Origin of the sequence: Actimicrobium sp. GrIS 1.19, assembly GCF_035984655.1 — a bacterium.
GTDB lineage: Bacteria > Pseudomonadota > Gammaproteobacteria > Burkholderiales > Burkholderiaceae_D > Actimicrobium.
In genome coordinates this window covers 1-21,194 of record NZ_JAXCHT010000007.1, presented here as the reverse complement: position 1 = coordinate 21,194, position 21,194 = coordinate 1, and the positions used below count along the sequence as shown (strand labels likewise).

Annotated in this window: 15 protein-coding genes; 7 read left to right on the top strand and 8 right to left on the bottom strand. The window is 63.1% G+C overall.

What is annotated here, in order from left to right; translation table 11 throughout:
* Window positions 1-4: 4 nt before the first annotated feature.
* The 3 genes from RCH09_RS07110 (at window position 5) to RCH09_RS07100 (ending at window position 6,657) form a co-directional block, all read left to right on the top strand.
* Window positions 5-3,835, top strand: a complete 3,831-nt coding sequence (locus RCH09_RS07110) for a response regulator (RefSeq protein WP_326940363.1) — start codon at window positions 5-7, stop codon at window positions 3,833-3,835.
* Window positions 3,832-5,904 carry a PAS domain-containing protein gene (locus tag RCH09_RS07105; protein ID WP_326940362.1) on the top strand — a complete coding sequence of 691 codons (2,073 nt, stop codon included), beginning with the start codon at window positions 3,832-3,834 and terminating at the stop codon, window positions 5,902-5,904. Before RCH09_RS07110 ends, RCH09_RS07105 begins: the two co-directional genes overlap by 4 nt.
* A 138-nt stretch (window positions 5,905-6,042) precedes the next feature.
* A complete protein-coding gene (locus tag RCH09_RS07100; RefSeq protein WP_326940361.1) occupies window positions 6,043-6,657 on the top strand; it encodes an OmpW/AlkL family protein in 615 nt (204 codons plus the stop codon).
* Between the two features lie 21 nt (window positions 6,658-6,678).
* Here RCH09_RS07100 and RCH09_RS07095 read toward each other — a convergent pair whose 3' ends face one another.
* The 3 genes from RCH09_RS07095 to RCH09_RS07085 all read right to left on the bottom strand — a co-directional run bounded on the left by RCH09_RS07095 (window position 6,679) and on the right by RCH09_RS07085 (window position 10,821).
* On the bottom strand, window positions 6,679-9,819 hold the full coding sequence (locus RCH09_RS07095; protein WP_326940360.1) for a bifunctional diguanylate cyclase/phosphodiesterase: 3,141 nt from the start codon (window positions 9,817-9,819) through the stop codon (window positions 6,679-6,681).
* Window positions 9,820-10,026: 207 nt separating this feature from the next.
* On the bottom strand, window positions 10,027-10,365 hold the full coding sequence (locus RCH09_RS07090) for a hypothetical protein (protein WP_326940359.1): 339 nt from the start codon (window positions 10,363-10,365) through the stop codon (window positions 10,027-10,029).
* Between the two features lie 9 nt (window positions 10,366-10,374).
* Entirely contained in the window at window positions 10,375-10,821 is a 447-nt protein-coding gene (locus RCH09_RS07085) for an Lrp/AsnC family transcriptional regulator (protein ID WP_326940358.1), read from the bottom strand.
* A gap of 150 nt (window positions 10,822-10,971) precedes the next feature.
* On the opposite strand from RCH09_RS07085, the gene RCH09_RS07080 reads away from it, so the two are divergent.
* The 4 genes from RCH09_RS07080 to RCH09_RS07065 all read left to right on the top strand — a co-directional run bounded on the left by RCH09_RS07080 (window position 10,972) and on the right by RCH09_RS07065 (window position 15,755).
* On the top strand, window positions 10,972-12,075 hold the full coding sequence (locus RCH09_RS07080; protein WP_326940357.1) for a saccharopine dehydrogenase family protein: 1,104 nt from the start codon (window positions 10,972-10,974) through the stop codon (window positions 12,073-12,075).
* Between the two features lie 10 nt (window positions 12,076-12,085).
* Window positions 12,086-13,591 (top strand): L-piperidine-6-carboxylate dehydrogenase, encoded by a 1,506-nt coding sequence (gene amaB, locus RCH09_RS07075; protein ID WP_326940356.1) that lies wholly within the window; start codon window positions 12,086-12,088, stop codon window positions 13,589-13,591.
* Window positions 13,592-13,690: 99 nt separating this feature from the next.
* Window positions 13,691-14,731: a DUF1338 domain-containing protein gene (locus RCH09_RS07070; RefSeq protein ID WP_442785015.1), complete on the top strand. Its 1,041-nt coding sequence runs from the start codon at window positions 13,691-13,693 to the stop codon at window positions 14,729-14,731.
* 136 nt (window positions 14,732-14,867) lie between these two features.
* Window positions 14,868-15,755: a DMT family transporter gene (locus RCH09_RS07065; RefSeq protein WP_326940354.1), complete on the top strand. Its 888-nt coding sequence runs from the start codon at window positions 14,868-14,870 to the stop codon at window positions 15,753-15,755.
* A gap of 4 nt (window positions 15,756-15,759) precedes the next feature.
* Here RCH09_RS07065 and RCH09_RS07060 read toward each other — a convergent pair whose 3' ends face one another.
* From RCH09_RS07060 to RCH09_RS07040, 5 genes are all read right to left on the bottom strand, one after another.
* Window positions 15,760-16,275 (bottom strand): DUF3016 domain-containing protein, encoded by a 516-nt coding sequence (locus tag RCH09_RS07060; RefSeq protein ID WP_326940353.1) that lies wholly within the window; start codon window positions 16,273-16,275, stop codon window positions 15,760-15,762.
* A gap of 257 nt (window positions 16,276-16,532) precedes the next feature.
* On the bottom strand, window positions 16,533-18,266 hold the full coding sequence (locus tag RCH09_RS07055) for an ABC transporter substrate-binding protein (protein ID WP_326940352.1): 1,734 nt from the start codon (window positions 18,264-18,266) through the stop codon (window positions 16,533-16,535).
* Window positions 18,263-20,032: an ABC transporter substrate-binding protein gene (locus RCH09_RS07050; RefSeq protein WP_326940351.1), complete on the bottom strand. Its 1,770-nt coding sequence runs from the start codon at window positions 20,030-20,032 to the stop codon at window positions 18,263-18,265. Before RCH09_RS07050 ends, RCH09_RS07055 begins: the two co-directional genes overlap by 4 nt.
* Before the next feature lie 185 nt (window positions 20,033-20,217).
* The gene (locus RCH09_RS07045) at window positions 20,218-20,643 is read right to left on the bottom strand and encodes a DUF305 domain-containing protein (protein WP_326940350.1); all 426 of its coding nucleotides are present in this window, start codon (window positions 20,641-20,643) and stop codon (window positions 20,218-20,220) included.
* A 357-nt stretch (window positions 20,644-21,000) separates the two neighbouring features.
* Window positions 21,001-21,194, bottom strand: a 194-nt coding sequence (locus RCH09_RS07040) for a hypothetical protein (protein ID WP_326940349.1), incomplete at its 5' end; no start/stop codon positions are given.

Here is a 21,194-nt window from a genome sequence, read left to right as displayed (position 1 = left end):
GCCCATGACACTCAAGAGCCAAAGCAATCTGCTGGCCTTGCTGGCCGCCGCCACGGTTGCGGCAGTGCTGGCGATCCTGTTTCTGTCGGCGCGGGCCGTGCGCGAACAGACCGCAGAAATTAAAACGGCCGAACAGACTGCCAAGGCGATTTCGCAATTCCGCTTTCTGATTGTGGAGACCGCGCTGCATCGCGAAGCGCGGTCGAGCCGGCAATGGCAAATGCGGGTCGACAGTTTTCGCGCGTTGCTCGACGGTGGTCGCTACAGCGAGGCCGGCCAGAACATATTGCTCGATAAGGAAAAGGCTAATCTGGCTGTACTAACGACGCTGTATGCGAGTTTGGTCAGCCCCGATTCCCTGGCGATGGCCGGGCCCGATGGCAACGCCCGCTCGATGGAACGCACCGGCATCACCGTGAGTGCGCTGTTCCTGACCACCGCAGACATGGCCGACGATGCGTTTGAATTGATTCGCCTGAACCGTATCGACCTCGATAACTCGCATGCCACTGCCGTGGTGGCCATGATCTTCAGTATCCTCGCGCTGGCGGGACTGATTGCGGCGGCATGGCTGGTCAACCGGCGCCATGTACTGGCCCCGATTGCGCTGCTACAGGCTGGCACCGAGCAGGTCATGAACGGCGACCTGCGCTACCGCCTCGACCTGCGCATCAGGAACGAGCTGGGCGTGCTGGGCGCGACCTTCGACCGCATGACCGCCCAGCTCGATGCATCGTATGCAACGGTACAGACCGAGAATGCCGAACGGCGCCAGGCCCAGGCGGCACTGGAAACCTCGCATGCAAAACTGGCGCAGCAATCCCAGGCCCTCACGCATGCGCAAGCCGAACTGCAGACCATCATCGATCACATGCCGGCAGTGGTGGTGTATTGGGATGCCCAGTTGCACAACCGTTTTGCCAACGCCGCCTATCTCGACTGGTTTGGCATCGCTCCGGCCCGGATGCATGGCCAGCACATCCGCGATGTGATCGGCACGGAACGCTTTGCGTTGCTGGAGCCATTTCTGCTGGAGGCCCTGGCGGGCAAGCCGACACTGTTCGAGCGCAACATCGAATTCGCCGACCGGCCGAGCCGCTTTGCCCTGTTTTCGTATGTGCCCGACGTGGTCGATGGCGTCGTGGTCGGCATCTACGGCTTCATCAGCGACATTACCCAGCTCAAGCGGGCCGAGGCGGCGCAGAGCGCGGCGCTGGCAAAGTTGCAGGGCATCGTTGACGCGGCCAGCGATTTTTCGATCATCGCCACCGATCGCGATGGCCTGATCGAACTCTTCAGCAGCGGGGCCGAACGCATGCTGGGCTACCGTGCCGACGAAATGGTGCAGCGCCAGACTCCGGCCATCCTGCACGATGGTCCGGAAGTCGTGGCCCGTGGCATTGCGCTCTCGGCGCAGTTGGCCCGTCCGGTCGAAGGCTTTCAGGTGTTCACCGCGTTGCCCCTCGATGGCGTGTCCGAGTCGCGCGAATGGACCTATGTGCGCAAGGATGGCAGCACCTTGCCGGCCAACCTGACGGTCACTGCTGTGCGTGACGAGCAGCATGAAATCATCGGCTTTCTCGGCATTGCCAAGGATATTCGCGAAGAAAAGGCACTGTTGTCGTCGCTGGCCGCCGCGCGCGACGCCGCCGAAGCCGCCAGCCTCGCCAAGGGCCAGTTCCTGGCCAACATGAGTCACGAGATTCGCACGCCAATGAATGCCATCCTCGGCATGTTGCAACTGCTGCAGTACACGACGCTTGATCCGCTGCAGCGCGATTACGCCGTCAAGACCGAATCGGCCGCGCAATCGCTGCTGGCGCTGCTCAATGACATCCTCGACTTCTCCAAGGTCGATGCCAACAAGATGCAACTGGAAGCGGCGCCGTTCGAGCTGGACCGGCTGCTGCGCGATGTGTCGGTGATCCTGTCGGCCAACCTGGGCGGCAAGGCGGTCGAAGTGCTGTTTTCAATCGATCCGGCATTGCCGGCGCTGCTGCAGGGCGATGTCCAGCGCCTGCGGCAGGTCCTGCTCAATCTGGCTGGCAATGCGATCAAATTTTCGGAGCAGGGCGAGGTCATCATGGCGATGCGGATGGTGTGCGGCAATCGCGCCTTCACCACCATCGAATTCGCCGTCAGCGACACTGGCATCGGCATCGCGGCCGACCAGCTGGCCAGCATCTTTGACAGCTTCAGCCAGGCCGAAGCCTCGACCAGCCGGCGCTTTGGCGGCAGCGGGCTGGGTCTTGCGATTAGCGCGCGACTGGTGACGCTGATGGGCGGGCAGCTGGTGGTCAGCAGCGAACCCGGAGTCGGCAGCCGGTTTTCCTTCACGGTGCGGTTTGCCAATGTCGCCGCCGCCGAACCCGCCCCCGCGCTGCCCGGGAAGGTCTTGCGCGCGCTGGTCATCGATGACAACCGCACTGCGCGCGATGTGACGCTGGCGATGTTCGCCGCCATCGGCTGGGACGGCGCCGCAGCGGCCAGCGGCGCCGAGGCGCTGGCGCTGCTGCAGACCGGTGCGTTGCCATTCGATGTGATTCTGGTTGACTGGAGCATGCCGGACATGGACGGCTGGGAAGTCACGCGCCGGATTCGGCAGCTGGAGCAGGGCGCCCATGTGCCGCTGGTGCTGATGGTGACGGCGCACGGGCGCAATGCGCTGGCCGAACGCATGCAAAGCGAACGCAACGCGCTCAATGGCTTTCTGATCAAGCCGGTAACGGCTGCCATGCTGCGCGAGGCCGTGAGCGATGCCGCTGGCGGCAAGGCGCTGCCGCAGGACCGTAACGCTGTCCTGCGACAGCCGTCCCGGCTGACTGGCCTGCGCATTCTCGTGGTCGACGACAACCTGCTCAACCAGCGCGTTGCGCGCGACTTGCTGACCAGGCAGGGGGCACTGGTGCAAGTCGCCGGCGGTGGCGCCGATGGGGTTGCCATGGCGCTGGCGGCATCGCCGCCGTTCGACGCGGTGCTGATGGATATCCAGATGCCCGAAATGGACGGCTATGCGGCCACGCGCGCGCTGCGGCAGCATTTGTCGTCGGAACAATTGCCCATCATCGCGATGACCGCCAATGTCATGGCGGCCGACGTCGCTGCCTGTCGCGCGGCCGGCATGAACGATCACATCGGCAAGCCGATCAGCGTCAACATGCTGGTGACGACGCTGTTGCGCCACGTTCAGCCGGGCGCCGCTGCGCCGGGCGCCGCCGCGCCGGGCCAGGTGCCCGGCATGGCAACCGACGAGCCCATCGAGATCGATCTGGCGCTGGAGCGGCTGGGCGGCGACGGCGCGCTGTTCGTTTCGCTGGCACAGCAGTTTTCCAGCGAAATCGACGCCTGCACCGCAGAATTGCGCGACGCCTTGCAGGGCGCCCGGTTCGAGCGCGCCGCCGATCAATTGCACACCTTGAAAAGCACGGCCGGCGCCATTGGCGCGCATCGGATCGCTGGCTTCGCGGCGGCGCTGGAAGTCCAGTTGCGCACCGACCCGGCGGCACTGAGTGTGGCCAGCGCGATGGACGAACTGTCGCGCCTGGTCGAACAGGGCCTGCCGGCACTGTCGACCATCACCGCCCGTCTGGCGCAAAGCGCGACGCCGATGCAGCAATCCGCCGCATCCGGCATGACGCTGCCAGCCCTGCTTGACCGGCTCGATGCCTTGCTGGCAGAGGCCAACATGGACGCGCTCAAGGCGTTCGCCGACATCGAACGCGACTATCATGTCGCATTGGGCGAACGCACCACCCTTCTTGCCAGACACATGGCCGAGCTGGATTTCAAATCTGCGCTGCTGGCCAGTCGCGACTTGCGAAATGGACTTATATGATTTCAACTACCGCGTCGTCCGACGCGACCCCCGGCGCTCGATCGCTGTTGCTGCTGGTGGATGACCAGCCCGGCAATATCCAGATCCTGCATGCATTGTTCAAGAACGATCATGAAGTCTGCATGGCCACCAGTGGCGCCGATGCGTTGCTGTTTTGCCAGTTGCGCCAGCCCGACCTGATCCTGCTCGATGTCGTCATGCCGGGCATGGGCGGCTACGCGGTGTGCGAAGAACTCAAGCGTGATCCGCTGACGCGCCACATCCCGATCATTTTTGTCACCGGCCAGAATGATCCGTTGGAAGAGGCGCGCGGTCTGGCTGCGGGCGGGGTCGATTTCATTACCAAGCCCTTTCACGAAAAAGTCGTGCGCGCCCGCGTGCGCACCCATCTGACCCTGAAATGGCAGGCCGACCGGCTGCGTCGCCAGCAACACGAAATGCAGCTGCGCCACGCCGAACTGGAGGCGGTCAGCGACGCCTCGCCGCTGGGTCTGTTTCACCTTGATCCGAGCGGCTACTGCACCTACGCGAACCGCACCTTCGAGTTGATGTTCGGTTTGTTCGATGGCAAGGCACTCGGTTTCGGCTGGCGCATGGCGCTGCATCCGGACGAGCTTGGCGCAGTCGCGCGCAACTGGTCCGGCCTGACCGAAGCGAACGTGCCCTACAACGCCACCTATCGTTTCCACCACGCCGATGGCCACCTCAGGTTGATCCGCGTGCGGGTCGCGCCGGTCAGCGTCGACGGTGTCGTGGCCAGCTATGTCGGCACGGTCGATGATGTCACGACGCGCCATGCCGCAGATGCCGCGCTGGCCGCCAATGAGCGCCGCCTGCGTCTGATTACCGACAGCATTCCGGCATTGATCAGCTATCTCGATATCGAGACGCGCTACCAGTTCTGCAATATTCATTACCGCACGCTGCTCGGTTTCGATCCGCAGGCCATGATCGGCAAGACCGTACGCGAGGTGTATGGCGACGACGCCTACGCGCTGATGGCCACCGGCATCGAGGCCGCGCTCAGCGGCCAGCGTATCTCGTTCGAGCGCGCGCTGGTCAGCGGCGGGCTCGAGTTGCACCTGCAAAGCGAGTACGTGCCCGATGTTGAGGCCGATGGCACGGTGATCGGCTTCTATGCCATGGTCACCGATGTCACCCAGCGCCGCATGGCCGAACAACTGCTGGCCGCCGGCGAAAAGCGCCTGCGCACGATCACCGACAACATACCCGTCTCGATCACCTATCTCGACCACCAGCAACGCTTCGAGTTTGCCAACGCCTCCATGTACGCCTGGACCGGCGCCACACCCGAGACAGTGCTGGGGAAAACCATGCACCAGGTGATGGGGGAGGCGCTGTACGAAGATCGGCGCATCCATCTCGAACGTGCGATGAGCGGCGAACGGGTCGACTTCGTCACGGTCTCGACGATGAATAACCAGCAGCGCTACCTGCAATCGACCTACATTCCCGACATTGGCGCCGACGGGCAGGTCAAGGGCATTTACACGCTGAGCAACGACATTACGGCGCTCAAGCACACCGAGCATGAACTACGCCGGCTGGCGCGGCAGGATTCGTTGACCGGCCTGCCCAACCGCACCCATCTGTACGAAACGCTGGAGCTGGTACTGGCGCGCAATCGTCGGCTGGGCAGCGCCATCGCGGTGCTGTTTCCGGACATCGATCACTTCAAGGCGGTCAATGACAAGCTCGGCCATGCCAAGGGCGATCTGGTGCTGCAGGAATTTGCCGGCCGCCTGATCAAGGCAGTGCGCATGACCGATACCGTGGCGCGCCTGGCCGGCGACGAATTCGTGATTCTGCTGGAGGGCTTGCGCGATGCCGCCGAAGCCGATCTGGTGGCCGAAAAAATCCTCACGCAGATCAGAAAGCCGTGGCTGCTCAATGGCGAGCGACTCGACATCTCGACCAGCATCGGAATCGCTTTCGACAATACGTGGAAACACAGCGGCGCCGATCTGATCGGTGCTGCCGACGCCGCGCTTTACGAGGCCAAGGCCGCCGGGCGTAACACCTTTCGCGCGCACCTTTGGCAACCCTGACGGATGTTCCGGCGCGCCACACTGTTGTGCAAAGTCCCTGCCTTTCTTGTGGTTTTGATGTGAATCAATCTTTTTGTTGGGCCGGATTACTAGACTTGGCTGCAATACCAACAACAACCACCAATGAAAGCAGTGATGATGAAAAAAACAGCAGTCGTGCTCGCAATACTGGCCTCGGCAATGTTCTCCAACGCCGCCATGGCCCAACAGCAAAGCCCATGGATGGTGCGTGTGCGCGCCCTCAACCTCGACCCGGACAAGAAGTCTGATCCGGTTGGCGGCGTCGGCGCCCGTGATCGCGTCACGGTCGACAGCAAGACCTTCCCGGAACTTGACATCTCGTATTTTTTCACCCCGAACATTGCCGCCGAGCTGATCCTGACCTATCCGCAAAAACACGATGTGCGCCTCGATGGCAACAAGATCGGCACCCTCAAGCACTTGCCGCCAACCCTGCTGGCGCAGTACCACTTCATGCCTGCCAAGAGCTTTGATCCCTATCTAGGCGTGGGGATCAACTACACCAGCATCACCAACGTGCATCTGCTCAATGACACGGCCGGGCTGGATCACAGCAGCGTCGGTTATGCCCTGCAGGCCGGCATTGATTTCAACATCGACAAGAACTGGTCGATCAATCTGGACGTCAAGAAACTGCGGCTGCGCACCGATCTGACGCTCGGCGGCGTCAAGGTCAGCAACCTGCAGGTCGATCCATTGCTGGTCGCCGTGGGCGTCGGCTACCGCTTCTGAGCCACGTTGCAGCGGCGCAGTTCAAACGCGTTCCATCAGCGTTTCGAACTGCTCCAGCGGCAAGGGGCAACTGAACAGGAAGCCCTGGAAGGCGCGGCAACCGTGACGCATCAGAAATTCCATTTGCGGCACGGTTTCGACGCCTTCGGCAATGACCTCCAAGTCAAGATTGTCGGCCAGCGCAATGACCATTTTTGCGATGGCCGCATCGTTGCTGTCAACCAGCACGTCGCGTACGAAGCTCTGATCGATTTTCAGTTGATTCAACGGCAGCCGCTTCAGATACGACAGCGATGAATAACCGGTGCCAAAGTCGTCGAGCGAAAAGCTCACGCCTTTTTCTTTTAGCGCCCGCATTTTCAGAATCACCTCTTCCACATTCGCCACCAGCAGGCTCTCGGTCAATTCAAGTTTGAGCCGCTGCGCATTGGCGCCGCTGCGCTCCAGCGCCGTCAGCACCTGCCAGACGAAATCGGGCTGGCGGAACTGGCGCGCGCTGACGTTGACGGCGATCGTCAGGGCCGCCATCTCCGGCCGTTGCGACCAGCGCGCCAGTTGCGTGCAGGCGGCTTCCAGCACCCAGCGTCCCAGCGCCAGGATCATTCCGGTTTCCTCGGCCACTGGAATGAACTCGACCGGTGAGATCATGCCGCGACACGGATGCTGCCAGCGCGCCAGCACCTCCACGCCGATCACCTCGTGCTGCTCGTTGACCTGGGCCTGGTAGTACAGCAGGAACTGATTCCGGCTCAGCGCGTCGCGCAGGTCGGTTTCCAGCGCCGCACTGGCGGTGACCAGCGCCTGCATCTGCGGATCGAAGAAGCGCAGTGTGTTGCGCCCGGCCGCCTTGGCCTGGTACATCGCCAGGTCGGCGCGCTTCATGGGTTCGTCAATGCTTTCGGGCCGATCGCCAAACATCGTGATGCCAATGCTGGGCGTGCTGTGACAACTGTGCGCCTCCAGTTGATAGGGCTGGTTCAGGCTGGCCAGGATCGCTTCGCCAATTTGCTCGGCCTGCAAGGCGGCCGTCATCATGTCTGCATGCAGTCCTTCCAGCATGACCACGAATTCGTCGCCGCCCAGACGCGCCACCGTGTCGCTGTCGCAGACACAGGCGCGCAGGCGCAGGGCGACCTGGCGCAACAGCAAATCGCCGGTGTCATGGCCGAGCGTGTCATTGAGGGTCTTGAAGTTGTCAAGATCGACAAACAGCAGCGCACCGTTGTGCTGGCGGCACGGACTGGCCAGCAGCGCCTGGGTCAGCCGGCTCATCAGCATGCGCCGGTTCGGCAGGCTGGTCAGGGCATCGTTGAAGGCGAGGTGGCGGATTTCATCTTCGGCAGTCTTGCGCGCGGTGATGTCCGAGAAGATGCCGACGTAGTGGGTGGTGATGCCGGCATCCTTGACCGCCGAGATGTTGAGCCACTGCGGATAGGCTTCGCCATTCTTGCGGCAATTCCAGATTTCACCGCGCCAGGAGTCGGTCAGGTTGATGCTGGCCCACATTGCTTCAAAAAAGGTACTGTCGTGCCGGCCCGAACCGAGCATGCCGGGGTTGCGATGGATTACCTCCGACTCGCTGTAGCCGGTGATGTCGGTAAAGGCCTGGTTCACGCGCAGGATCGCATTGCTGGCATCGGAGACGAACATGCCGTCCTGCGACGCGAAGGCCGTGGCGGCAATGCGCAATTCCATTTCCGTGCGCTTGGTCGCCGTGATGTCCTTGGCAGAAACCAGCACCGTGGTGACGATGCCATGCTCGTCGCGCAGGACATTGCTGCTCCAGATCATGATGAACTCGGTGCCGGCAGGACCGATGACGCGGCACTCGCGATCCATGCTGGCCGGTGATCCGGCGCTGATCTGATCTTCGAACAGCACGCGTTCGCTGCACTGGTCGGCGGGCGGCACGAAGTGGTCGAACCAGTTCAGGCCGCGCAGCGCTTGTTCGGATTGCCCCAGCAATTGGGCGCCGCGCCGGTTGATCATCTCGATGCAACCCCGGTTGTCGAGCGCCATCAGCATGATCGCCGCGATATCCAGATAATCCTGGGCGCGGTCGCGTTCGGTGGCCAGCGCCGCGGTGCGTTCGATGACGCGCGACTGCAGTGTGTTGCTGGCGCGCTGGATGTTCTCCGCCATGGCGTTGAAGGCCTCGGACAAGGTACTGATCTCGCTGCACTGGACTGCGTCGTGCCGGCGCATCCGCACCGTCAGATCGCCGCCGCCGAGCAGTCGCGCGCTGGCTGACAGCGTTTGCAGCGGCGCGGTCAGGCGTTGCGCGATCAGCTTGATCAGCACCAGCCCCACCGCAGTCAGCACCAGTCCTGCAATGAGCAGGGTGCCCATGCTGCCGCGCAAACCGGCCAGGGCATCGTCCTTGCGGGTGGTGGAGACCAGCGACCAGCCCTGGGTTGCATTGAGCGGCAGGTAGCGATACACGCTGATGACGGCATGTCCATCGTCGCCGCGCTCCATCAAGGTGCCGTCAAAGGCGTGCAGGTACTGGCTCGTGACCAGGTTGATGGCGCCGGCAGTGGCAGGCTCGCCTTGCATGGCCGGCGCCAGGAACGTATTCAGATTGACAACTGCAATCAGGACGCCGACGACCCTGTCGCCGCCGCGGCGCATCGCGCGGGCGATGATGACGGCGGGCTGGCCGTCGGCATCGGTGGCCTGCTCGACCAGATCGACTACACCCGGCTGCGCCGCCCGTTGCACCAGCCCGGAGTGCGGATATCGGCTGCCGGCCAGCGTTGCCGCGCTGCTGGCGAGAATGCGTCCTTGCAGCGGATCAACCAGCAGCAACGCGCTGTAGCGATCGACATAGGCGTGTTGCAACTGGTCGAAGGTCCGGGTCAGCGCCGACTGCATGGGTTCCGCCCCGGCGACCTTGCTGTCTGCGGCGAGCGCCGGCAGGCCGCCTTCGGCAATCATCAGCAGGTCGCCGCGGCGCTCTTCAAGATTGCGCACGGCCCAGCGGCGCTGCAGGTCGGCCTTGATTTCGAGGATGTGCACCGCCTGCGCCAGCCTCCGGTCGTCGGCACCCGCCAGCTTCAGGGCCGGCAGGCCGAAATGCCAGAGGCAGAACAGGATCACGATGGCGATCAGAAACAATGCGCCAAACACCAGCGCAAGCCGACTTGAAAAAGAGCGCGTCATGCGCGTCGCCGGCGGCATTGCAAATTGCAGTCTTGCATGGGATGCCTTTCCACACGCGGCCGCACTGGCAGACGAATCCTGGGTGCCTGAATGCAATCGCGTGGCCGAGCTTGGCCCCCTCATCAGGCAATAGCAATGGCCGTGATGCATTGACGGATGGTTGGTTGTTCGCTGGCATGCCGGCAGGCATGCGCGCTGCGGCGTTGCTTACACCTTCTGGCCCGCCGGCACCAGCAGATCGAGCGCCTTGATGGTGTCATCGACACCGCCGTCGTGGTTGGCCGACAGCACCGCCCATTCCAGTGCCTCGTCGCGCCGGTCCTTGGCGAAAAAGCGCAACAGGTAATCGCCGTTGTCGACGCCATCGAGGCCGTGGCCGTCGTTCTTGCCGAGCTTGCGGACATACCAGACGGCATAGCCGTTGACTTCCTCGCAGCAGTACACCTCGGCGGAATGGGCCGGGGTCAGCGGATGTTCATCGGGGTCGGTGTGCCAGACGGTTTTGCGCCAGATGTGGTTTTTTTTGGATTCGGCGATAAAGTCCATGGTGGTCTCTCAGATAGGACTGCGGTCAATGCGTTTGGTCAGAATAATCGATGTGGCGGTTTGCCGGACGCCGTCGGCCGCGCCGATCTGGTCGAGCAGCCGGTCCAGTTCCGCCGTCGAACTGCAGCGCAGCGTGAGCATGTAATCGACGGTGCCGCTGACGGCGCACAGGGTTTCGACCTCCGGCATCTTTTGCAGCGTGCGCACGAAACCGGCCGCGCTGCGCGGATCGAGCGAGATGCCGACGTAAGCACGCACTGCCGGCTGGTACAGCGCCTGGTTCAGGCGTACGCCATAACCGGCGATGATGCCGCGCTTCTCCAGTGCAGTGATGCGGGCGATCGCGGTGGTGCGGGCGATCGCGACATGGCGCGCGATGACCGAGGTCGGCATGCGCGCGTCGTCCAGCAGCAGCGCGAGGATTTTATTGTCGATGGCGTCGAGATTTGCGCTCATGTGGTCAATCTGCAGGATGGGAACGTCGATGTGTCGCAGTTTATACCGATATGACGGCAATTTTGCGGCTATTTTCTGACAACATCTGGCCCTACACTTTTGCCAGCCGGTGCGACCTTGCGCGCCGTGTTCACCTCTGCGAAAGCCTTCATGACCACCAAACTCATCCTGCTCGGCGCCGGCAAAATCGGCGATGCGATCCTCAATTTGCTGTCGTACAGCGGCGACTACACATTGACCGTGGCCGACCGCGATCCGGCCCGCATGGCGTATGTCAAGCAGGCCGGTTTTCCGAACGTGACCACCATCGAGGCCGACCTGACCGATGCCGCAACGGTGGCGAACCTGATTCGCGGCCATGACGTGACGCTGTCGGCCTGCCCGTATTTCCTGACCCCGATCATCGCCGCCGCGGCCAAGTCGGCCGGCTCGCATTATTTTGACCTGACCGAAGATGTCGAGAGCACCCGCATCGTCAAGCAACTGGCGCAGGGCGCCGACAGCGCCTTCGTGCCGCAATGCGGACTGGCGCCGGGCTTCATCTCGATCGTCGCCAACGATGTCGCCAAGCGCTTTGATTCGCTGCGCGACGTCAACATGCGCGTTGGTGCGCTGCCAACCTATCCCAGCAACGCGCTCAAATACAACCTGACCTGGAGCACCGACGGCCTGATCAACGAGTACTGCAATCCGTGCGAGGCGATCGTTGACGGGCACTTGCGCGAAACCTCGCCGCTGGAAGAGATGGAAAGCTTTTCGCTGGACGGCATCGACTACGAAGCCTTCAACACCTCCGGCGGCCTCGGCACGCTGTGCGAAAGCCTGGCAGGCAAGGTGCAGAACCTGAACTACAAGACGGTGCGCTATCCGGGCCACCGCGACATCATCAAGATGCTGGTGCGCGACCTGCAGCTGGGCCAGCCGGACCGCCGCCACATCCTCAAGGAAGTGATGGAGGCGTCGATCCCGATTACCAAGCAGGATGTGGTGCTGGTGTTCGTGAGCGTGGTCGGCATGCGCGAGGGGCGGCTGGAACAGCAGACCTATGCCAAGAAAATCTACAGCCAGAAAGTGAACGGACAATTGTTGTCGGCGATCCAGCTGACCACCGCGTCGGGCATCTGCGCGATGGTCGATCTGGTGGTTCAGGGTAAGCTGCCGCAGCACGGGCTGGTGCGGCAGGAACAAGCCAGCCTGAGCGACTTCCTGGCCAACCGCTTTGGCCAGTGGTACGAACCCAATCACGCAGCATAAGGAGAACCGGATGGAATCGATATCACATTTGCTGGCTGAACTGGGCGTGGACCTGGCCGCCGTGCATGGCGACGCGCTGGCTTGCCGCACCCCGATCAACGGCGCCGTGCATGCCATGCTGCGGGTCGACACGCCGGCCGACGTCACCGAAAAAATTGATGCCGCGCACACGGCCTTCACGCACTGGCGCAATGTGCCGGCGCCGCGCCGTGGCGAATTGATCCGCCTGTTCGGCGACGAGCTGCGCACGCACAAGCAGGCGCTCGGCAAGGTGGTCACCGCCGAAGCCGGCAAGATTCTGCAGGAAGGCTTGGGCGAGGTGCAGGAGATGATCGACATCTGCGACTTCGCCGTCGGCCTGTCGCGCCAGCTGTACGGCCTGACCATTGCCTCGGAGCGGCCCGGCCACCGGATGATGGAAGCCTGGCATCCGGTCGGTGTGGTCGGCGTGATTTCAGCCTTCAATTTTCCGGTCGCGGTGTGGGCCTGGAATGCCGCGCTGGCACTGGTGTGCGGCAACAGCGTGGTCTGGAAGCCATCCGAAAAAACGCCGTTGACGGCACTCGCCACGCACAGCCTGTTCCTGCGCGCCGTGGCCCGCTTCGGCGCCGATGCACCGGACGGACTGGCGCAACTGGTGATCGGCGATCATCGCTGCGGCGCCGTGCTGGTCGATGACCGGCGCGTGCCGGTGGTCAGCGCCACCGGCAGCACCCGCATGGGACGCGCCGTCGCCGAGCGTTGCGCGCAACGGCTGGCGCGCACCATCCTCGAACTGGGCGGCAACAACGCCATGATCGTCGCACCGAGCGCCGATCTCGACATGGCCCTGCGCGGCATCGTGTTCAGCGCCGTCGGCACCGCCGGGCAGCGTTGCACCACCTTGCGTCGCCTGTTCGTGCACGACAGCGTGTACGACACCCTGCTGCCGCGCCTGAAGAAAAGCTATGCCTCCCTGCCGATTGGCAATCCGGCCGACCCGGCCACGCTGGTCGGTCCGTTGATCGATCAGCAGGCCTTCGATGCGATGCAGGCATCGCTCACTGCCGCGCGCGATCAACAGGGTGTGGTGCATGGCGGCGAACGGGTCGCGGTGGCCGATTGCGCGGAGGGCTATTACGTCCGTCCGGCCCTGGTCGAGATGCCGCTGCAAAGCGCGATCATGCACCATGAAACCTTCGCGCCGATCCTGTACGTGGTGCGCTATCAGACGCTGGCCGAGGCGATTGCCCTGAACAATGCGGTGCCGCAGGGCTTGTCCTCGTCGATCTTCACCACCGACCTGCGCGAAGCCGAAACCTTTGTCAGCGTGGTCGGCAGCGACTGCGGCATCGCCAACGTCAACATCGGCCCGAGTGGCGCCGAAATCGGCGGCGCGTTCGGTGGCGAAAAGGAAACCGGCGGCGGTCGCGAATCCGGTTCGGATGCATGGAAAGGCTACATGCGCCGCGCCACCAACACCGTCAACTACAGCAGTTCCCTGCCGCTGGCGCAGGGCATCAGCTTCGAGCTCTGACCCATGTTCATGACCCCGCTCGCCATCGGAGAAGTCGTCACCGGGCGCGGGCGGCGTGAATTGACGCGGCGTCGCTGCTGCATTGCACAGGATCGTTTCATGGAAGCCAACAACAGCAATCTGGCCAGTCTGGTCGAGAAGATCATCGGCGTCGACGCCGCCACCCGGGTCAACCGGCTGATGACCATACCGGCGGTGTTTGCGGTGTGGGAATGTGGCCGGGCCTCGCGCAAGGAGCTTGCGCAGGCGCTCAACATGGTGCTGTTTCATGACCTGCTGGAACGCGTCCCGACCGGGCGCAGCTATACCGAAGACGTCGCCGCGCGGGGCGGCCGGGTGTTTCACGATCACGGTGCGCTGCGCACCGTGCGCTGGCAGCACAACGGCGCGTTGCCATCGGGCGAGACCGCCTTCACCCGATTGCTCGAACCGCTCGGCTACCGACTCAATGGCATCTTTCCGCTCGACCGCATCGGCATGACCGGGCGCTCGTATGTGCAACAGGATTGTCCGGACCAGATCCCGCAGTTCTTTGTCAGCGAACTCCATCCCGAGCAGTTTTCACCGCAGTTTCAGGCGGCCGTCACGCGCGTGATTGGCGACTCGCGCGATCCGCTGTCGCCGCGCGGCCAGGCCTTGCTGGATCAGCTGGCACGCGACAGCTGGCTGCCGGTGACCGATGCGATCACGCTGCTGGTGCAATTGCGCGGCTGCTTTGCGCGCCAGCACAGTACGCCGCACTGGTCCGATTACGCCATGCTGCTGACGGAATCGGCCGAGATGGCGTGGATCGCCACCGAGGGCAATACCTTCAACCATGTCACCGACCGCGTCGCCGATGTGGCGCAGGTGGCGCGCCAGCAGAAGGCGCTGGGCCGGCCGATGAAACCGACCATCGAAGTCTCCGGCAACGGCCGCATTCGCCAGACCGCATTCCGGGCGGACAACGTGCTGCGCCAGTTTATCGATGCCGACGGCGGCCTGATCGAGCACGAAGTGCCGGGCAGCTTCTACGAATTCATCGCGCGCGACATGGTCGACGATGCTGCCGTGCCGATGCTTGACCTCGGTTTCGACGCCGGCAATGCGCAGGGGATTTTCAGGATGACGGCAGCAAGCCGGAATCAGGGTGCCGCGTAAACCGCAGCGAGATCGAGGCACCGGTTCGACCGGCAACGACAGGCTGAAATAAAAAACCGGCAAAGGGCGGTCCGTTTGCCGGTCGCAACGCAGCCGCAGTGCATACTGGCGACTTTTCGCATTCACCGACTTCGTCATGCCCTCACGCTTTTACGGAATTGCTGCCCTGCTGATCGTCACACTGGCGTGGGGCACCACGTTTCCGGCCATGAAAGACCTGACGCCGCACTTTTCGGCCGAGTGGATCATCGTGATCCGCTTCACCATGGCCGGGTTGCTGCTGTCACCGTTCCTGCTGCGCGCGCAGTGGCGCGACTGCGCGCTTGGCGCGGCGCTCGGTGCGATCCTGTTCATCTGCTACATGCTGCAACTGAAGGGGCTGGCGCTGACCAGTTCCAACCGCAACGCCTTCGTCACCGGCCTGAACGTGCTGCTGGTACCGCTGCTCGGACTGGCCGCCGGCAAGGCGCCGGAGCGGCGCATCGTGTTTGCGATTGCGCTGGCGATCCTCGGCCTGTTTGCGTTGTGCTGGGATGGCGGCGCGTGGGGCGAAGGCGATACGCTGGCGCTGATCGGCGCATTCTTTTTCGGGCTGTACGTGAAGCTGCTGGAAGTCATGACCCGGCGGGTCAGCAGCCTGATGGTGCTGACCACGGTGCAGATCATTGCAGTGGCGTTGTGTGCCGCGCTCTGGTTGCTGTTGTGGGAACTGCCGCGACAAACGCCCGACTGGGTGGCGATGCAGACGGCGTTGCAGGCGCACAAGTGGAATTTTCTGTACCTGGGGCTGATCGCGACCGCCGCCATCATCGCCCTGCAAACCTGGGGGCAACGCCAGAGCAGCGCCAACGAGGCCGCTGTCATTTATGCCTTCGAGCCGGCCTGCGCTGCCATCGCGGCGTATTTCTGGCTGGGCGAAACCATGGCCTGGCGCGGCCTGCTCGGCGCTGCGCTATTGATTTCCGGGATGATCGTCAGTCAGTGGCGGCCCGCCGCCGTCAACCCGCAACGCGTGCCGGGCTGAAGCATCACTGGGCGTTGCCCGGCGCAGGTTGCCCGGCGGTGCTGGTCGTGGTTCCGAAACGCCTGGCAAACCACTCATCGATCATCTGCTTTTCGTAGCGCAGGTTGTCGCTGGGGCGGTAGGCGTTGTAGCGATGCAGGTAATCCATGTTCGACAGCGCATCCTCGCCGCTGCTCACAACCTGACCGTTGGCTTCGAGGCGATAGCGCAACTGCATGGTCGGCCAGTCGGCCCTGCCGTTAAGGACCCGCACCGTGGTGGGATTGCGGCGCGAGGTCACGAAATGGCCGGCGACGTTCAGGTCGGTAATGTCGACATTGAGCGTCTGGCCGGGCGGCAGGCGCGTACCGAGGCTGATGAAGTGGTCGCGGATGTCCTTGAGCACGCGTTCGCGATCATTCAGACGCGCATCGGCAATTTGTTCGGGCTTGATGTAGGTGACATTGACGTCGGCATGCGCAATTCCGGCCAACAACAGCGCGGCAAGGGCGCCCGACAGGTATGCCGTTGGGTGTGACATGGCAGCTCCTTTCCAGGGCAAACAGCTGACGGCCGCCATCCGGCAAGCGGCGCCGCCTGCAATCATCATAGCCGTTGCGGGGCGGGTTGCAACAGACCTTCGGGCAGTTATGCGTTTTCGATATAACTGATATGTGAAACAAAAAGTGGCGTTGATTGGCGGCAACCACTACAGTGGGTTTGTCTCCTCCATGTCTCCTCTTTTTGATATGGATTTTGCCCGCTCCTGTAGCGGGCATTTTTTTGCCTGTTGCTTTGTCAATGGCCGGTGTCGAGGTCCAGGTAGCGCCATGCGGTCGTCATCACCGGGTGCCGTTTGTAATTGCGCAACCAGGGTTGCTGCACGTTGATCGAGATCCGGTGTGTGCGCAACACCCACGGCGCGTAGCCCTGCAGCAGCTGGTTCATCTGCGCATAGAGGGCATTGCGCTGCGGTGAGTCTGGCAGCCGTTGCGCCTCTTCGTACAGCGCGTCGAACGCCGGCAGCCGAAAGCGCGCCCGGTTGGCCGTGCCACTGTTGGGGCCATACAGCAGCTGCCAGAAATTCTCGCCATCCGGATAATCCGCAATCCATTCCGCTTCCAGCATTTGCACCTGGCCCAGCCGTGCCGCCTTGAGCAGATCGGTCAGTTTGCCACTGCTGAAGACCACCCGGATGCCGATCTCGCGCAGGCTGCGACCCCAGAATTCGTCGCGCAGACGGCCCGTGGTCGAGGCCAGCGAGTGCATCGTCAGCGTCAGCGCGCTGCCGTCGGGCTGTTCGCGCCAACCGTCGCCATCGCGATCCACGTAGCCAAACCGGTCAAGCAATGCGCGCGCCAGGGCCGGGTTGAATTCCGCACCGCTGCGCAACGCCGGATCGTAACCGAACACATTCGGCGGCAGTGGCGAGTATGCCGGCAGCGCCAGGCCCTGCGACAGGACGCGGATATCGTCGGCGCGCGAATACGCCAGTCCGATGGCGCGCCGTAACGCGATATGCGGCAGCGTGGTGCCGCCGATGACCGGGTCCTCCATGTTCATCCAGAGGTATTCCATCATCATCATCGGGAACAGATCCATCTTGATGCCGCGCTGCGCCAGCGCCGGTTTCAGGCGCTCGCCATCGAGCACCAGATTGGCCAGCGGCGCCGGTACCGGTTCCAGATAATCGATGTCGCGATTCAAGAAGCCGAGCACGCAGGCCTGCTGCTCCTCGATCACGCGAATGTCGATTCGGCCAATCAGCGGCAGCGAACGCCCCCGCAGCGCGGCGGCGATGGCCGGATCGGCGCCGGTGCTGCCGTCGAATACGGTGGGCCGGAAATCCGGGTTGGCTTCCAGCAGCAAGCGGCTGTTGCGTTGCCATTGCCGGAGCACATAAGGACCGGTGCCGACCGGCAGCGCCGGATGCGCTTCGATGGCTTCGCGCGCCACCACCGACAGCGCCGGCATCGCCAGAATGTACAGAAAGTTGTTGTCCGGTTGATTCAATACGATCTGCACCGTGCGGCGGTCGAGCGCGCGGACGCCGGCAATCGGCCGGTCGATATCGAACTTGCCGGCGTTCAGTTGCGCATCGCCGACCAGCTTGCCGTGCAACAGGAACAGCCACGGCGACTTCAGCGCCGGATCGTAATGGCGCTTGATGCTGTAGACCAGATCCTCGGCCACCAGCTCGCGCGGCTTGCCGCCGAACGCCGCATCGGGCGTGAAGCGGACGCCGCTGCGCAGGGTCAGCGTGTAGGTGCGGCGGTCGGCGCTGAGGGTCGGCAGCGCGGTGGTCAGGTTGGCTTGCAGTTTTAGTGGGCGCGCCAGATAGTCATAGCGCAGTGGCGCATCGAAGATGTTTTCGATCAGGCCCAGTGTGCTGCTGTCGGAGGCCTGCGCCGGGTCGAGCACGGTTTCGCCTTCCTGCAGCACGACGTGCAGGGTCTTCGCCATATCGGCGCCAACGCACGGCGCCAGCGACATCGCCAGCACGGCCGCCAGCGCCAGTCGCAGCAGTTTCATTGCGCGTTGGCGCGCGGCGCGCCGTCCAGGTCGAGATAGCGCCATGTGGTCAGCGTCACCGGGTGGCGCAGGTAATTGCGCACCCAGCGATGGCGCACATCGACCGAGAGCGGATTGGTGCGCAAGACCCATGGCGCATAACCGGCCACCAGTTGCGCCATGTCGTCATACAGTCGGGTGCGTTCGGGCGAATCGGGCAGCTTCCGGGCCTGCTCGAACAAGCGGTTATAGGCCGGCAGATCGAAGCGCGCATCGTTGCTCACGCCGATATTCGGGCCGTACAACAACTGCAGAAAATTCTCGCCGTCGGGGTAATCGGCGACCCAGCCAAACTCGTACATCTGCACCTGGCCGAGGCGCGAGGCCTTGATGATTTCGGAATACTTGTCACTCTTGAACACGACCCGGAGGCCGATCGCGGTCAGGCTGCGATGCCAGAGTTCATCGCGCAGCCGGCCCTTGGTATTGGCGGTCGAATGCATCGTCAGCGTCAATGGCGAACCATCCGGCAGTTCGCGAAAGCCGTCGCCATCGCGATCCTTGTAGCCAAAGCGATCCAGCAGCGCGCGCGCCATGGCCGGGTCATAACGGGCATTGGTGCGCAGCGCCGCATCGTAGCCCAGCACGTTCGGCGGCACCGGCGATTGCGCCGGCAGCGCCAGTCCCTTGTCGAGCAGGCGGATGTCCTCGGCACGGTCGTAGCCGAAATCGATGGCCCGGCGCAGTGCGATTTTTTCGGGGGTGTAGCCGCCGATGACCGGGTCCTGCATGTTCATCCACATGTAGTTGATCTGCAGCAGCGGAAACAGCGTCAGCGTCGCACCCGCATCCTGCAATGCCGGCTTGAGCTTGCCGTCGGCGAGGATCATGTCGCTCAGCTGCGGCGGGGAGTCCTGCACATAATCGAAGTCGCCGTTCAGCAGGCCCAGCATCTGGGTCTGGTGCTCCTCGATCACCTTGATGTCGATACGGCCGATCAGCGGCAGGGTCTTTCCCTTGAGCGCGGCGGCGATGGTACGGCTGGCCGGATCCGCACCCGGGCTTTCATCGAACACCACGCGCCGAAAGCTCGGGCTGGCTTCCAGCACGATCTGGTTGCTGCGTTGCCAGGACGCGATGCGGAACGGACCGGTGCCGACCGGATGGCTGCCGGCGTCATGCGGATACGCCTCGATCACTTCGCGCGCGACCATCGACAGCGCCGGCATCGCCAGCACGAAGGGCAGGTTCTTGTCCGGCTGGTTCAGGCGCAGCACCAGCGTGTAGCGGTCGGGCGCCTGCAAACCGGCGATCGGGGTGTCGACGTTGAATTTTTTCTTCAGTGCGGCGTCGCCAACCAGCTTGCCGTCCAGCAGAAACAGCCACGGCGAGCGCAGCGTCGGATCGTACAACCGCTTGAAGCTGTAGACGACATCGGCGGCGACCAATTCGCGCGGCTTGCCCTTGAAGGCCGGGTCGGGATTGAACAGAATGCCGGGCTGCAGATGCACCGTGACGGTCAGGCCGTCGGCGCTGATGTCCGGCATTGCGGTGGTCAGATTCGGCTGCAGCTTGAGCGGTCGCGCCAGGTATTGATACTGCAGCAGGCTGTCGAACACGGTTTCGATTAGCGCACTGGTGTTGGCTTCGAACGCGGTGGCCGGATCGATGCCGGCTTCACCGTTGGGGATCAGCACGTGCAGCGTTTTGGACGGGTCGGCGGCGTTGACTGGAGCGGTGCAGACCAGCAGGGCGGCGAGCAGAAGGCGGTGGAGCGCAGCGGTCATGGGATGATTTTCAGGTGGCGGGGCGGTGGTCCTGATTATCGCTGCAAGTGCGGGAAAATGGTCGGACGCCGTAATGCCGCCGGTTCGGCGCCGCCGGAGATGCAAAGGGACGCCCATGTAGGCAGGCGTCGCGCTGGGTGAAACCGAGCGGTTTGTCGGGCAGAAAACAGCCCGATCTTTGGATATTATTTCATTGCGTGCGGATGCTTTTTCAGCCAAGCCTCGAACTGCGCAATTTCCTTCTTTTGCGCGGTGATGATTTTTTTAGCCATGCCGATCATCGCGGGATCCTTGCCGCCATCGATTTCCGCTTGCGCAATATCGATTGCACCCTGGTGGTGGGCCACCATCATCATGGCAAAATCGGTATCGGCATCGCCGGTCATTTTCATGGCGGATGTTTTCGCTTGCATATCGCCCATAGATTGATGCATTTTCATCGGCGCATCAGTGCTCGCGTCCTTGTCCATGCCCATCTTGGCCGGGACCGCGGGTGATGACTGTGCCCCGGCACTAAACGGCAACACGGACAGCGATAGCGCGATGGCAATTGCGCACGTAAGGTTACGCACGATACGACCGTTGCGGGGGGTGTCAGCTTGCTTAGGCATGGTGTTTTTCTTTCGTTGTGGGAGTCCGGTTTGCGGATGATGTGGCTGGGATTTTTCCTGCCAGTGCAGCGTGGAGGATGGTGCGTCGAGGGTCTGTGCGCCATGCCGCATTATTTTCGGGCGGGATTGCCTGACTGGTTTGCCCCAGCGCCCGCAACCGGCCGCAGCGTCATCCTGCACTTCGGACAACTGTTCGGGGCGTCCCGCACGGCGTCGGCAGGCAGTGGGCAAGTGTGGCGCGCGTCGGTCGCCAAGGGCGCTGTCGGGGGCGTTGAAGTAGCGCTGTGTCGGCGTGCAGGGTGCATCGTTGGCCGGTGCCCTGACGCGTGCATGCTGGTTGGTTCGGAACAGCACCACTTAGCAGCCGCAACACCCGCCTTTGACTGGCGTACTGAGGGCGGGAGTCGCCGCATCGATGCCGTAGCCGGCGTTGGTCACGGCCACTCTCAGTTGATCGAGGGTGTAAATAATTTTGTGTAAACGGTCATTTGGCAGGAGACTGCCGCCATCAAGGAGAAACAATGACCGTAGCAATGCGTAACAAGCGGGCC

What these genes read in the sequence shown, in the direction of transcription:
- RCH09_RS07110 (WP_326940363.1), top strand. Translation starts at nt 5, where the DNA reads ATGACACTCAAGAGCCAAAGCAATCTGCTGGCCTTGCTGGCCGCCGCC.
- RCH09_RS07105 (WP_326940362.1), top strand. Translation starts at nt 3,832, where the DNA reads ATGATTTCAACTACCGCGTCGTCCGACGCGACCCCCGGCGCTCGATCG.
- RCH09_RS07100 (WP_326940361.1), top strand. Translation starts at nt 6,043, where the DNA reads ATGAAAAAAACAGCAGTCGTGCTCGCAATACTGGCCTCGGCAATGTTC.
- RCH09_RS07095 (WP_326940360.1), bottom strand. Translation starts at nt 9,819, where the DNA reads ATGACGCGCTCTTTTTCAAGTCGGCTTGCGCTGGTGTTTGGCGCATTG.
- RCH09_RS07090 (WP_326940359.1), bottom strand. Translation starts at nt 10,365, where the DNA reads ATGGACTTTATCGCCGAATCCAAAAAAAACCACATCTGGCGCAAAACC.
- RCH09_RS07085 (WP_326940358.1), bottom strand. Translation starts at nt 10,821, where the DNA reads ATGAGCGCAAATCTCGACGCCATCGACAATAAAATCCTCGCGCTGCTG.
- RCH09_RS07080 (WP_326940357.1), top strand. Translation starts at nt 10,972, where the DNA reads ATGACCACCAAACTCATCCTGCTCGGCGCCGGCAAAATCGGCGATGCG.
- amaB (WP_326940356.1), top strand. Translation starts at nt 12,086, where the DNA reads ATGGAATCGATATCACATTTGCTGGCTGAACTGGGCGTGGACCTGGCC.
- RCH09_RS07070 (WP_442785015.1), top strand. Translation starts at nt 13,691, where the DNA reads ATGGAAGCCAACAACAGCAATCTGGCCAGTCTGGTCGAGAAGATCATC.
- RCH09_RS07065 (WP_326940354.1), top strand. Translation starts at nt 14,868, where the DNA reads ATGCCCTCACGCTTTTACGGAATTGCTGCCCTGCTGATCGTCACACTG.
- RCH09_RS07060 (WP_326940353.1), bottom strand. Translation starts at nt 16,275, where the DNA reads ATGTCACACCCAACGGCATACCTGTCGGGCGCCCTTGCCGCGCTGTTG.
- RCH09_RS07055 (WP_326940352.1), bottom strand. Translation starts at nt 18,266, where the DNA reads ATGAAACTGCTGCGACTGGCGCTGGCGGCCGTGCTGGCGATGTCGCTG.
- RCH09_RS07050 (WP_326940351.1), bottom strand. Translation starts at nt 20,032, where the DNA reads ATGACCGCTGCGCTCCACCGCCTTCTGCTCGCCGCCCTGCTGGTCTGC.
- RCH09_RS07045 (WP_326940350.1), bottom strand. Translation starts at nt 20,643, where the DNA reads ATGCCTAAGCAAGCTGACACCCCCCGCAACGGTCGTATCGTGCGTAAC.